The 13,369-nt window shown below is 40.2% G+C and carries 12 protein-coding genes; 7 read left to right on the forward strand and 5 right to left on the reverse strand.

Annotated features, from left to right (window positions below):
* The first annotated feature begins 103 nt into the window (after positions 1–103).
* Both IPM95_09890 and IPM95_09895 read left to right on the forward strand, forming a co-directional pair.
* A complete protein-coding gene (locus tag IPM95_09890; protein MBK9329600.1) occupies positions 104–1,492 on the forward strand; it encodes an arginine decarboxylase in 1,389 nt (462 codons plus the stop codon).
* A 242-nt stretch (positions 1,493–1,734) separates the two neighbouring features.
* Positions 1,735–3,069: an ammonium transporter gene (locus IPM95_09895; protein ID MBK9329601.1), complete on the forward strand. Its 1,335-nt coding sequence runs from the start codon at positions 1,735–1,737 to the stop codon at positions 3,067–3,069.
* Between the two features lie 73 nt (positions 3,070–3,142).
* Here the strand turns inward: IPM95_09895 and IPM95_09900 are convergent, their stop codons facing one another.
* The 3 genes from IPM95_09900 to IPM95_09910 all read right to left on the reverse strand — a co-directional run bounded on the left by IPM95_09900 (position 3,143) and on the right by IPM95_09910 (position 6,821).
* A complete protein-coding gene (locus tag IPM95_09900) occupies positions 3,143–3,733 on the reverse strand; it encodes a riboflavin synthase (protein ID MBK9329602.1) in 591 nt (196 codons plus the stop codon).
* A gap of 51 nt (positions 3,734–3,784) precedes the next feature.
* Complete coding sequence (locus tag IPM95_09905) at positions 3,785–6,469, reverse strand: gliding motility-associated C-terminal domain-containing protein (GenBank protein ID MBK9329603.1); 2,685 nt, start codon at positions 6,467–6,469, stop codon at positions 3,785–3,787.
* Between the two features lie 79 nt (positions 6,470–6,548).
* Positions 6,549–6,821: a hypothetical protein gene (locus tag IPM95_09910; protein ID MBK9329604.1), complete on the reverse strand. Its 273-nt coding sequence runs from the start codon at positions 6,819–6,821 to the stop codon at positions 6,549–6,551.
* A 262-nt stretch (positions 6,822–7,083) separates the two neighbouring features.
* On the opposite strand from IPM95_09910, the gene IPM95_09915 reads away from it, so the two are divergent.
* Positions 7,084–7,434 carry a 6-phosphogluconate dehydrogenase gene (locus IPM95_09915; protein ID MBK9329605.1) on the forward strand — a complete coding sequence of 117 codons (351 nt, stop codon included), beginning with the start codon at positions 7,084–7,086 and terminating at the stop codon, positions 7,432–7,434.
* A gap of 6 nt (positions 7,435–7,440) precedes the next feature.
* Here the strand turns inward: IPM95_09915 and meaB are convergent, their stop codons facing one another.
* Positions 7,441–8,415, reverse strand: a complete 975-nt coding sequence (meaB, locus tag IPM95_09920) for a methylmalonyl Co-A mutase-associated GTPase MeaB (protein ID MBK9329606.1) — start codon at positions 8,413–8,415, stop codon at positions 7,441–7,443.
* Between the two features lie 82 nt (positions 8,416–8,497).
* Here meaB and IPM95_09925 point away from each other — a divergent pair, with 82 nt between their 5' ends.
* From IPM95_09925 to IPM95_09940, 4 genes are all read left to right on the forward strand, one after another.
* Positions 8,498–8,677, forward strand: coding sequence for a hypothetical protein (locus tag IPM95_09925; GenBank protein MBK9329607.1), 180 nt, complete (start codon positions 8,498–8,500; stop codon positions 8,675–8,677).
* 397 nt (positions 8,678–9,074) lie between these two features.
* Positions 9,075–10,433 (forward strand): porin, encoded by a 1,359-nt coding sequence (locus IPM95_09930; protein ID MBK9329608.1) that lies wholly within the window; start codon positions 9,075–9,077, stop codon positions 10,431–10,433.
* A 33-nt stretch (positions 10,434–10,466) separates the two neighbouring features.
* Entirely contained in the window at positions 10,467–11,111 is a 645-nt protein-coding gene (locus IPM95_09935; protein ID MBK9329609.1) for a DUF47 domain-containing protein, read from the forward strand.
* Positions 11,112–11,191: 80 nt separating this feature from the next.
* Complete coding sequence (locus IPM95_09940; GenBank protein ID MBK9329610.1) at positions 11,192–12,862, forward strand: inorganic phosphate transporter; 1,671 nt, start codon at positions 11,192–11,194, stop codon at positions 12,860–12,862.
* A 47-nt stretch (positions 12,863–12,909) separates the two neighbouring features.
* On the opposite strand, the gene IPM95_09945 is transcribed toward IPM95_09940, so the two are convergent.
* On the reverse strand, positions 12,910–13,353 hold the full coding sequence (locus IPM95_09945; protein MBK9329611.1) for a DUF1572 family protein: 444 nt from the start codon (positions 13,351–13,353) through the stop codon (positions 12,910–12,912).
* Positions 13,354–13,369 lie beyond the last annotated feature (16 nt).

Raw genomic sequence — 13,369 nt, forward strand, 5'->3', positions numbered from 1 at the left:
TTTGCACTGCAATCACTATGGGTAAAGTGTAATTTTGACGCAAAAGTAATACATTTTGTTAGTACATTTGCAATCTAATTATTTGTAAACTACCCGCTGCAGCATGAGAGACCGTTATATAGACCTTATCGAACAGACATATTACTTCCCTCAGGATGGTTTTGATTTGGAAGATAACTGGCTTCGTTTCCATAAAATAGATTTGAAAAGTGTCATCGAACAACACGGGGCGCCGTTGAAACTTACCTATCTTCCTAAGATTGGGGAAAACATTAACCGCGCCAGAAGATGGTTTTATGAGGCATTTGAAAGCGTCGGGTATAACGGACATTATTATTATTGTTATTGCACCAAGAGCAATCACTTTTCGCATGTTTTGAATGAGGTCTTGAAGAACAACGCCCAGCTGGAAACCTCCAGTGCATATGATATTGATTTGATACGTGCCTTATTGAAAAAGAAGAAGATTGACAAGAAAATCCGGATTATCTGTAATGGTTTTAAACCAAAACGCTATACGGATGCTATCCTGGCCTTGATAAAGGACGGTTTTACCAATGTCGTTTCGGTATTGGATAATATGGAAGAATTCGATGCCTTCCTGAATTTTGAAAAAGACTTGAATATTGGAGTCCGTATCGCTGCGGAAGAAGAACCTAACTATCAGTTTTATACTTCCCGTTTAGGTATCCGTCAGCGCGACTTGATACCGTTTTATATTGAGAAGATAAAGCCAAATGCCAATATCAAATTGCGGATGCTCCATTTTTTTATAGATTCCGGCATAAAAGATTCCGCCTACTACTGGAGTGAACTGAATAAATCGCTGACCATGTATGTGGAATTGAAGCAGGTTTGTCCTGAACTCAACAGCATCAATATAGGTGGCGGCATGCCTATCCGCTATTCACTGGGTTCCAAGTATGATTATGCTTACCTGGTCGAGGAGATAGTACGTAAAATCAAGAATTTCTGTGATGAAGCTGAAATCGACCATCCTAATATCTATACGGAGTTTGGAAATTTTACGGTAGGAGAGAGCGGATGTAATATCTTTGAAATCATTGGTCAGAAAAAACAAAACGACAGCGAGCTGTGGTATATGATCAATGGTTCTCTGATGACCACCATTCCGGACGTATGGGGGATGAACCAGCGGTTTATCTTATTACCTATTAACAACTGGAACCAGGCTTATCAGCGCACCATTATTGGTGGGCTTAGCTGCGACGTCAGTGATTACTACAACTCGGAGGTGCATATCAATCAGGTATACATGCCTAAAATAATCGGTGACCAGAAATTATATATCGGGTTTTTTCATACCGGCGCCTATCAGGATTCGTTAAGCGGATACGGAGGTACCAAACACTGCCTGATTCCTTCCCCCAAAAATATCATTATAGATAAGGATGCAAATGGAAAACTAACCTACGAGGTATTCGCGGAAGAACAAAGTTCGGAAGCTATGCTGAAAGTTTTGGGATATTAACGAATTATCCAACAGGTTCTTTTTTTTCAATTTATTTATTTTTCAATTTATTTTGTCCTATTGTGTTGATGGTCAATGTTTAGTATAAATTTGCTTCTCACTTTAAAAGTTATAAAAAATTAAATGTGATTTATTTTTCGTTAATAAATGATTAAACAATGCTATTTCTGTAAAATAATTAAAAATTATTCAATTACTTAGCTAAATCAATTATTAACCTTTAAAATTTATCAATTATGGCAATGCGAAAAAAATATTTACTTCCCGCGTTCATCTTCCTTGCATTAGTGGTTGCAGGTGCTTTCAACCCGGGACAGGCGTTAACAGGCAGCAGTGCCGGAGACATCAATACCGGTGATACAGCCTGGATGTTAGTGGCATCTGCGTTGGTGTTAATCATGACACCGGCATTGGGTTTTTTCTATGGCGGTATGGCAAATCGTAAAAATATCATCTCTACGGTTTTTCAAAGTGTAATATGCCTGGGTTTAATGAGTATAGTCTGGGTAGTCTTTGGTTTCAGCCTGTGTTTTGGAGATGATATTGGCGGTATTATTGGAAATCCATTCACCTATAAAATGTTTCAGGGTGTTGGTTTGAAGCCGAATGAAACCTTTTCGGCCACTGTTCCATTTGTAATGTTTGCCATGTTTCAGTTAAAGTTTGCCATCATCACACCGGCGCTGATTACCGGCTCTTTCGCACAACGCGTAAAGTTTTCCGGTTACTTACTGTTTATTACCTTATTTTTCATTTTTATCTATGCACCGGTCTGTCACATGACCTGGCATCCGGACGGTCTTTTATTTAAATACGGAATATTAGATTTTGCAGGCGGAACGGTGGTGCATATGACAGCCGGATTTGCAGCTTTAGCAGGCGCATTGTTTCTCGGCCCTAGAACGGAAAGTGAACGCACTCATGAATTTGCCAATGTTCCATACGTGATTATCGGTACAGGGTTGCTTTGGTTCGGATGGTTTGGTTTCAATGCTGGTTCTGCATTGGGCGTGAATGCAAAAGCAGCCAATGCCTTTGCCACAACCAATACTGCCGCCGCAGCCGCTATGATTTCATGGGTATTAATGGACGCTATGCGCGGCAATAAAATCTCATCTATCGGTGCCTGCGTTGGTGCGGTAGTTGGTTTAGTGGCCATCACACCTGCCTGCGGCTTTGTGAATGTAGGGGAGAGTATCGCCATCGGTGCCATCGCTGCAGCTGTAAGTAACATGGCGGTTCACTTCAAAAATAAATCAACGATTGATGATACGCTGGACGTATTCCCTTGTCATGGTGTAGGCGGTATGGTCGGCATGATTATGACCGGTATATTCGCTGCGGATTATGGAACCGGTATTACCGACTGGGGTTTAGCTTACGGTGAAACGAAGACCTTCATCCATCACATGATAGGATTGGTGGGTGTGGCAGCATTTGCCTTTTTGGGTTCTTATGCATTATATTACATCACCAATCTCATCGATCCGATTCGTGTCACGAAAGAAGAAGAAGAATTGGGACTGGATATCACTCAGCACGGAGAGTCTTATCAAAGTTTGAGAATTGATTTATAAAAACCAACCAACACACTAAACATCCTCAGTTTTTTAGAGTACGGCAGGCTCACCCCACTTGGGTGAGCTTTTTTTATCTATATTGTTTCATCAGTCGTTCCACATATTTGCCTAAAATATCAAACTCGACGTTCACCTGTGTACCTACTTTATAGTTGGAGAAAATGGTGTGTTCGAATGTGTAGGGAATAATGGAAACCGAAAATTTTTTCTTTTTGGTGGTCACAACTGTCAGACTGGTACCATCTATGCAGACAGAGCCTTTTTCTGCCAATGTAAATTTTGGCAAAGCATCGAACTCCAAGAAAAAGTCCCAGCTGCCGTTTTGTTCTTTTATGCCTGTAATGGTAGCAGTCTGGTCTGCATGTCCCTGTACCATATGCCCGTCGAGACGTGCACCGGCTACCATGGCCCGTTCTAAATTTATTTTATATCCCTTTTTCCATTTTGATAAGGTTGTAATGGCTAATGTCTCTTTTATGGCGGTAACGCTGTGTGTGGAACTGTCTTTTTTTATCACCGTCAGGCAGACACCATTGTGTGCAACACTCTGATCAATTTTCAGTGTTTTAGATAAACTGCTTTTTATGGTAAAATGGATATTATTCCCCTCTTTCTTAATGTTGGTTACTTCCCCGATTTCCTCTATGATACCTGTAAACATGTGCTGAATGGTTATTTAAAATGCGCAGTTTCTTACGGCTGCCAATTATCTTTATTCGCGAAACAGCTGAATGTATCCGCTGAGTGGTTTGTTTGTTTTCCGGATGCCGTCAATGGTTTGAAAATACACATCACATACATAATAATAGACTCCTGTAAATAATGGTTTCTTGGATTTATAATCGGTTCCATCCCAGTTAATGTCGGGTTGTGTGGTTTCAAAAACGAGATTACCCCATCGGTTATATATTTTCATGTCAATTTTCTCTACAAACCGGTAAGGGAAGATAGGGGTATATAAATCATTCTGTCCATCTCCATTAGGAGTGAACGTATTCGGTAATTTATAGATCGGACAATTATCCACGCAAACTCTTTCAGAAAGCAAACCGGTATTCCCGTTCTTACGGACAGCCTGTACCGCATAACAGCCTGCAATACTCCTGCTGTTCAATACATGAGTATAGTTGTTGAATACATTCCCGATAATACTGTCTATCTGTTTTAAGGTATCTGCTGAAGTGTTTGCATAGAAAATTCTTACCAGAACAATATCATCCGTTTTGCAGTTTGCATTTTGATTGTATGTCCATTTAAGATAATTTTTGTATTCAGAGGTATCTAGATTACTGTCCGTACAGAAATTGGAAATTTCCAGAACAGGCGTACACGGCGGAATGGTATCACTCGGACGTGCACAGGCTTCCTGGGAATAATTGATAAGCGGCGTTTTCAGTCCGGAAATCGAATAACTGCCAATTGCTTTAATCTTGTAACAGTATAAACTGTCATTCTCTAAATTGGTATCGCTGTATGACGTTGTCGTTACGGTAGTCAGAGAATCGAATGTACTGCCGCCCGGAAGTTTACGGAATATGACATAACTACCGTTGGTCCATGGTACCAAAAAGCTCCAGGAAAGGTTTAATATTTCAAACGCAGTGCCTACAGACAGAAAAACAGAAGACGCTGCTTCGCTCGTTCCCAGGCTATCATTTGACCGGGCAAAAAATGCCACTTTATAGTTATAAGCTGTGTTTACGGTGTTTAATCCGGTATCCAGATGGGTGGTATCGGTGATTTCCGAAAATGAATTGGCGGTCACCGTTTTTATTATGGTATAATTGGTTCCGTTTAACCCATCAGCTCTGAATAATTTAAATACATACGGCCCCGGATTGGTGATGGTGTCTAAGCGATTGGAAAATGGCCTGGACCATTCCACATAAATTTGTCCGGAGGTGGCATCCGTTGTTCTTACATCGACGTTATAAATCAGTGGAATGTCAGCCGGAATCACCACACAGGATTCTGCACTTGCCAGCCCGGAGAATCTGTTCAGGATAATTCCGACATTGCTTCTGTCACCGAAATTCGCCACCACCCTGTAGCTGTAGACATTGCCCGAACGAATGGTATTATCTATGAACGAATAATTCGCTGTGGTGGCGATTAATTCATATCCTAACGCAGCCAGATTGCTGCTGCAACTGTCAAGTGGCGTATTGCATCCTTTTTTTCTCCAAATGGAAAAGTTCAAAAACTTAGGATTTCCGGAACAGGTATAAAGGCTGTCCCAGCGTACTGCAACGGTTTTATTGGTAATGTTCAGCGTTGCCGTGAAATTTTCAGGTGGTGGTGCCAGTAAGGTAATGGAGAGTGTTTTCGAATTGGTAAGCGGTGGTGAACGGAAATTATCCACTGCATTGAATACGACGAGGTAGTCATTCTTTATCAGGTGGGTGCAATTCGTATTCCACCTGAAAGTACCGCTGACCGGATTGGCAGGACTTCCTACTGTGAACGTAGCAGGACTGTTACTGGCAATAAGCGGTGCACCATTTGCCCTTATGGTGACAACATCTGTTGTATTTGGATCGGATGCGGTTGCCGTGAATAAAATCGTATCGCCGGCGACTTTACAAATTTTAACAGGAACATTAAGGACAGGAGGTGAATTTAAGGTGGCGTCAATAATGATCTGTAAATCCCGTATGACGGTACCGATCAGGATGCCAGCCCGATATTCCCGGATCAGGATGACGATGTTATATATACCCGCCTGCTGCGGGGATTCCCATTTCAGTTCGCCGGTTTGCTGGTTGATGGATATCTGATTGTCGGGGCCCGGAAAAATTAAATTCGGAGGGGTGTATCCGTTTACAGGCAATCCGCTGGCCTGCAGCGGTGACATGATGGAAAAAGTCAAACTGTCGCCATCCGGATCGAAAGCATTGGGGTTATGAATAAATATCTGCCCTACATTTCCATATTCAATTGGAGGGTTCAGTAATTGCGGTGAATTATTATATCCTATTACATTAGGGTCTAAGATTTTAACGGTATCTTCTAAATAAAATAGTGTATTGACTGAGTTATTGATATTAATAATATTTTCTATCCGGTTTGGGTCAGAGACACCAACGACATAGGTAAATGGGGCAGAATAGGTATGAACGCCGATATATTTGTTTTGTTTGATATCCGCATCTAAGAAAATTTCAGAAGCTCTGGACAAAGAATCAAACGTACCATCCCCCCAGGATATTCCCAGACGCTGCCGGTCTGCATCACCACTCACGCCGCTTACTTTGGTATAGGTGGTAATGGTGAATTCATAGGAAAGACCCGATACATGTCTGTAGGTTATTTCACCCGCACGGTTGTGTGTACAGAAACTGTAAAAGGTTAATGTCCAAAAACCTACTGTTAGCAGTATTTTATAAAATGAATTCATCTGAAAGTATAAATATAACGCTAAATTTTAAACAAGGTAAATATAAAAATAGCATTGATACAAAAGTAAAATTTTCAAGCTATTTTTCAAGGTATGCTCCGAAAAGGAAGTCAAATAAAGGATAGGTGATGTTGAGATTATACTTTGTCATTAGGGGAACATCGTGATGGGTATGGTGCAGTTCTCGCAAGGTGCTGATAGATGGCAGTTTAGCCACAAAGTGACCTTCCGGCAAATGATAGGCGAAGTGCAGCCATTCATAATTCAGATAACAGGAAAAAACGGTTAATACGAATAACAGGACGGCATTTAACGACCAAAAGAAATAAAACAACAAAGCAGCAGACAGCATCTATCCAAGGCACCAGATGGTCGTAAACCAGAAATTGAGTTTCCCTGAATAATTCTTATCGATTTCTGAGGCATGGCATTCTGTTCTGAATGTTTTTGTCTCGGTGATTTCCATTTTATAAAACGTATGGTATTCAAAATTTATGTTTAATTTAGTAAAAATAATTGAGATGGTAGAACAACCTCCTTTAAAAAGTTCCGGCGCATCGGCATCACCGGTTAATAAACCAACACACACCGTTAAACATTTTTTCAGAAGATTACTGTTGTTCTTCCTCTTAATCTGTATTATTACAGTTACCATTACTTTTCTTTATTTTAATTTTACCTATAGCGAAGGTAACAGAGCCGGTATGCTGATTAAGTTTTCTACTAAAGGTTTTGTATTCAAAACCTTTGAAGGTGAACTCAATGTGGGCAGTGTCAACACAACTGTTGGAAGTACCGTTACCAATAACAGTTGGGCATTTTCAGTTAAAGATAAGCAGCTGGCCAATCGGTTAAGTCTGATGGAAGGCAAGATGGTACGGCTGCATTACAAGGAGAAAATAAAGAACCTGCCCTGGCAGGGTGAAACCAAATATTTTGTAGATAAGGTGGAAGTGCTGAAATAATAAGTGCTATCTTAACAGTTTCTCCGAAAGCAATTTTGCAGCACTGCTGACATCCATTTCACGTCGTATGATTCTTTGCTCCAGTTCGGTCTTCAGTTGAAGAATACCAGGGTCTGAATGCAGCTTACTTTTAAGCAGTTCTATTACGTGCTCTTCCAGCGCATGTATTTGCTGATGTGTCCTGTTGTGGCTCAGGAAACCGGAGTTTTCCATTTGCAGAAAGTACGAATCCAACTTTTGTCTACATTCCTCCAGTCCGGTATGTTCCAGGGATGAAACGTTCATGACTGGAATTGTCCAGTTCTTTTCATTGGGTGCAAGCAAATGTAAGGCAAGCTTTATCTGTGCAGCAGCTGTTTTTGCAGCAGCCTCATTAGCCTTATCTGATTTATGGATAATCACCATGTCAGCCATTTCCATAATTCCCCGTTTGATACCTTGTAATTCGTCGCCCGAATTGGGTAGCAGCAGCAGCAGAAATAAATCCACCATATTTTTGACCATAGTCTCCGATTGTCCGACACCCACCGTTTCAATAAAGATGTAGTCAAAGCCGAATGTTTCGCAAAGGGTAATGGTTTCTCTGGTTTTCCTCGCTACGCCACCCATCGTACTGCTGCTGGCTGTCGGACGGATATAGCAACCGGGATGATTCGATATGTCTTCCATGCGTGTCTTGTCGCCCAGGATACTTCCCCTGCTGATGGTGCTGGATGGGTCTATTGCTAATACGGCGATGGAGTTTTTTTCTTCTAACAGTAATTTTCCGAATGCATTGATAAATGTGCTTTTGCCGGCACCGGGAGCACCTGTTATACCTATTCGCCGGCTGCTCCTGTTGGTCTGCAAACAAGCCTGTATGATTTTTTCTGCGAGTAAATTATCTTCGGGTTTCGTACTCTCAATTATGGTAATAGCTTTGCTTAAAACAACCCTGTCTTTTTGAAGTATCCCGTTTATATAATAGTCAGCAGTCAGCATAACATGGCTTATCAGATAAAATTAGGAAAATATTCAAACAATACGACAGGAATCGGTAATTTAGATGTTGTAATAATAAACGGTGAGCAAAAAGAAAAAACAAACGACACCCAAACTCCATAAGGAATTGGAAGGCTTTCAGATTTCGGTGAACCAGTTTGGTGAAATTAAATCTACATTTCCGGTTGAAAAGCTCAATGAGTTTCTGAATAAAGAAACGGCAGATAAGAAATTGAAAGAACGCAAATCAGACAAAAAATAATCAGCAGACAGCTAAAACACGAACTCCCGGTACTGAAACAGGTTTCTTATTTTGTCTTTTTTGTGAATTTTATGTGAACGATACTCAAGTAGTTTGTAGTTTTTCTAAAATTATTCAAATTCATTTTTGCAAGTATAACATTTTCAGCTAATTAACAAAATATCCAATAGGAGGGTTTTAGCTGTTTAAAACTTCAGCTGATAATAATCATACTTATTTTGACGCTTATTGCTGAACTTTGTCCCAATGATTTGCAGGAATAAAATGACTTTTAAGCATAAGAATAATTCTTTTTTACACACAAGGAATTACCTGTTAACGACGCCATTCAGTGCGTCGTTTTTTATTGCTGTAAATGATGATGGAAATACACACACCAAAGCAAACACACACACAGATGAGAAACAAATTTTTAATCCTTCGGCTTATTTTGACGACAGCAGTTTTTGTTGAAACTCATATCAATACGTCAGCTGTGTCAGCTGATTCAGTTGTACAAACGGTAGCAGCAGTTCCTCCCGTAGCCAAAGACACCGTCTATATTATAGAAAAAAAGAAAAAAGGTAAGGCAATTACCGCTTTCAAGGTGTGGTATAATAACCAAAAGGAAGAAGGGTTGTCGACAAACACAGCTAAAACAGAAAAAAAATGGTATGAGTCCTTTGCCATTCGCGGATATACCCAATTCCGATACAACCGTTTGGCGGAAACCAATGAAAAATTAAAATGCGAACAATGTGATAAGAGTTGGGGAGAAGGCGGAGGGTTTTCGCTCCGGAGGTTGCGGGTGATATTGTACGGTCAGATAGGCAAACATGTCTATTTTTACATCCAACCGGATTTTGCGAGCAGTGTTTCCTCTACCGGACAGAACTTTGTACAATTAAGGGATGCTTATATGGATTTGGGTATTGGGAAACATAATGAATTTCGGTTTCGTCTTGGTCAGAGTAAGGTACCTTATGGCTTTGAAAATATGCAGTCCAGTCAAAATCGTCTTCCATTTGACAGAAATGATGCACTGAACAGTGCAGTATCAAATGAGCGTGACTTAGGCGTATTTTTCTATTGGGCACCGGAAAAATACAGAAAACTGTTTTCGGAATTGGTAAAAGACGGATTCAAAGGTTCCGGTGATTATGGACTTATTGCAGTTGGGGCATATAATGGACAAACTGCCAATAAGCCCGAATTGAATAAAACTCCTCATGTCGTGCTGAGAGCATGTTATCCGATAAAAATTAAGAATCAGATTCTCGAACCGGGTATACAGGGATATCTGGGCAAATACACAATTGCTTCGGATATGATCAGCAAAAATGCCAAATTCAAGGAAAACCGGAATTATTGGGATCAGCGAATGGCAGCAAGTCTTATATTATATCCAAAACCATTCGGCATTCAGGCAGAATACAATGTGGGAAGAGGACCTGAGTTTAACAAACTGACGGATTCTATAGAAACGAAACTGTTACATGGAGGGTATATTACGTTATCTTATTACTTACCGGTAAAAAAGCAGATTTTGTTCCCTTACTTCAGAGCTCAGTATTACAAAGGAGGTAAAAAACACGAACTGGATGCCAGAAGTTATACCGTTCAGGAATATGAACTGGGAATAGAATACCAGCCGGTTAAGCAGTTTGAATTTGTTATGGCATATGTTTATTCAGACAGACGGTTTGAGGATTTTGTATTACAGGACAATCATCAGAAAGGGCATCTTATCCGTTTACAGGCTCAAATAAATTTTTAAAGGCAAAATATTAATAATTTAAATCAAACAATTATGGCATTCTCATTTTTAAAATTATTTCAACCCAAAGACAAGATCTTTCAAAACCTATTTGAACAGACTGCAGATATTTCTGTAAAGATAAGTGAAGTTTTTTTGTCTGCTATGAAAGAAACAGATTCAAAAAGATTTGAAATCCTGGCTCAAACCGGACATCTGGAACACCAGGCCGATGATGTGGTGCATAATCTGTATGTTGAACTGAGCAAAAATTTCATCACACCGTTCGACAGAGAGGATATACATGAACTGGCATCCGCCATGGATGATGTCGTGGATTATATTGATGAGGTAGGGAACAAGATGAAAAACTACGATTTTACCGAATTCAATGACTATATTCTGAAGATGGCGGAGTTAAATGATGAATCAGTGAAAGCATTAAGAACGGCCATTTATGAATTGAGGGATATGAAAAATATGGGAAAGGTAAATGCAGCCTGTCTAAATATTCACGGTTATGAATCAAAGGTGGATTTATTATACAATCAGGCTATCGGTGATTTGGTTCGCAATAATAAAGACAATCCGGTTAAGATAATTGTCATGAAGGACTTATTCGAAGAACTGGAATTGGTTTCCGATAAATGTCAGGATGCATCGAATGTGATTGAGTCAATTGTAATCAAATATTCGTAACGGTGAACGGGAGTTAAATGATGTAAAAATCACAAAATGATTTTTTAAACGTACAGGTTTTAAACTTTTAAACTAAAAAAATGGAATTTATCATCATCATCATTGCGTTAGCTTTAATATTTGATTATATCAACGGGTTCCACGATGCAGCCAACTCTATTGCCACCGTCGTTTCCACGAAAGTATTGACACCGTTTCAGGCAGTTCTGTGGGCAGCATTCTTTAATTTTGTAGCCTTTTTGATTTTTAAGGATCATGCGGTTGCCAATACGATTGGCAAGACGGTCAATGAGGGGTATATCACCCTGCCGGTAATCTTTGCCGGGTTGATTGCTGCCATTACCTGGAATCTGTTAACCTGGTGGTATGGAATACCGTCCTCTTCTTCCCATACACTGATTGGGGGATTTGCCGGTGCTGCCATTACACATGCTTTCATCCAGCACAAAGGATGGATGCCGCTAAAAGAGATTATTGACAGCGCGAAAATACTAAAAACAATTGCCTTTATTTTTCTGGCACCGCTCATAGGTATGATCATCTCCATGTTTTATACCTTGATTATGATGAACAGAAACACCTGGGTGAAATGCGGTGTCCTATTGCTTACGTGTGTGGCTATCTGGTTTACCTTTATCCATTTTCAGGAAAAGAAAATTGATGAAAACGTGGCGAAGTTTTTCAGAGTGGATAAGTATAAAAAGGATATTGCAGACCCCGGAAAAGCCGATGAGAAGGCAAAGAATGAAGAAAAATTGACGATTGCCGTAGAAAATGCACATAAATCATTTGAATATGTCAAGCATTATGAACGTAAAGGCGCGGAAGTGGTGACCAATGAAATTGCAGAAAATGTGGATTTAAATATGGTGACAGGTTCCCGTATAGATGATAAAGTAAAATTGTTCTTTAAGGTAAAGCAATTAAAAATACTGGCACATAAAGATCCGACAAAAAAACAGGCGTATGAGTTTGCACAGGCGGCAGCCGATTCATTGAAATCTATTGCCAAGAAACACCACGAACTGGGATATGATAAGATGGTTCAGGCGATGCTGGCTAAAGTCCCGATTCAACCGGATCAGATTGCTGATTTCGAAAAAAGCGTGCGGGTGGACATAAAAAAAGATTTAACGAAAGAAATTGAAAAGGGCGACAATAAAATCATTCGCTATGGGTTGATTGCAATGCTGTTAATCATCATCATTTCATTTGTATATACGGAAAAAGTGAAAGAACCCAGCGCACAACGAACCGCCAATAATTTCAAACAAATGCAGTTGCTTTCTTCTGCCGCGTTCAGTATTGGTCATGGCGGCAACGATGCGCAGAAGGTTATGGGTATCATTGCGGCAGCATTAATAGCGAACGGAAATATTGTGGATATCAAGGCTATGCCGGATTGGGTGCCTTTGTCCTGTTACCTTGCCATAAGTTTGGGTACGCTGAGCGGCGGCTGGAAGATTGTAAAGACCATGGGAACAAAAATCACCAAAGTAACACCTTTGGAAGGTGTTTGCGCAGAAACGGCAGGTGCGACCACCTTGTTCCTGACGGAGCAAATGGGTATTCCTGTTTCTACCACGCATACCATCACAGGTGCAATTATCGGGGTGGGTGCTACCAAAAGATTAAGTGCTGTAAGGTGGGGTGTGACGATTAATCTATTGTGGGCATGGGTATTGACCATTCCTATCAGCGCATTACTGGCAGGATTAACGTATTATATCGTTTCCTTCTTCGTGAAATAGTTCTAGATTTGTAAGAATAAAAACCCTCCGGAACCGGAGGGTTTTTCCTATTCAATCAATCTTCTGTGGTAATTGATCTGTCCGAGGTGATATTCGAGATGAGCCAGCAGATGCAGCAGCATAAAATCCGTTTTAACCGTCTGTCCGTGTTTTTCCAGCGGGAAATCTTTATCAAAATCTTCTTCCGGCAGATGAGTCAATGTTTGTTTGACGATATTTGTCGTATTGTCTATAGCATCAAGCAACTCCTTCAGCGGGATGTTCTTATCGGAAAATTCTTTGTCCCGTTGGCGTATATATCCGGTATTGCCTAGTGTTGCACCGATAAAATGGTTCAGGTTGCCAATTAGATGTAAAGCTAAGTTCCCGGCAGAATTGCTGATTTGTTTCTCCGTTATCCAAAGATTGTCTTCATTCTTATACAAACTGATTTCTTCTCTCAGTTTTAATAAGTCTCTTTCAACTATTTCTGCTAATGCGTCTTTTATCATAGAAATTTACAGATGA

It is taken from the genome of Sphingobacteriales bacterium, from assembly GCA_016719635.1.
Lineage (GTDB): Bacteria > Bacteroidota > Bacteroidia > Chitinophagales > JADIYW01 > JADJSS01.

Bases quoted from the DNA above. Each gene is read 5' to 3' on its own strand.
- IPM95_09890 (MBK9329600.1), top strand. From the start codon at position 104: ATGAGAGACCGTTATATAGACCTTATCGAACAGACATATTACTTCCCT.
- IPM95_09895 (MBK9329601.1), top strand. From the start codon at position 1,735: ATGCGAAAAAAATATTTACTTCCCGCGTTCATCTTCCTTGCATTAGTG.
- IPM95_09900 (MBK9329602.1), bottom strand. From the start codon at position 3,733: ATGTTTACAGGTATCATAGAGGAAATCGGGGAAGTAACCAACATTAAG.
- IPM95_09905 (MBK9329603.1), bottom strand. From the start codon at position 6,469: ATGAATTCATTTTATAAAATACTGCTAACAGTAGGTTTTTGGACATTA.
- IPM95_09910 (MBK9329604.1), bottom strand. From the start codon at position 6,821: ATGCTGTCTGCTGCTTTGTTGTTTTATTTCTTTTGGTCGTTAAATGCC.
- meaB (MBK9329606.1), bottom strand. From the start codon at position 8,415: ATGCTGACTGCTGACTATTATATAAACGGGATACTTCAAAAAGACAGG.
- IPM95_09930 (MBK9329608.1), top strand. From the start codon at position 9,075: ATGAGAAACAAATTTTTAATCCTTCGGCTTATTTTGACGACAGCAGTT.
- IPM95_09935 (MBK9329609.1), top strand. From the start codon at position 10,467: ATGGCATTCTCATTTTTAAAATTATTTCAACCCAAAGACAAGATCTTT.
- IPM95_09940 (MBK9329610.1), top strand. From the start codon at position 11,192: ATGGAATTTATCATCATCATCATTGCGTTAGCTTTAATATTTGATTAT.
- IPM95_09945 (MBK9329611.1), bottom strand. From the start codon at position 13,353: ATGATAAAAGACGCATTAGCAGAAATAGTTGAAAGAGACTTATTAAAA.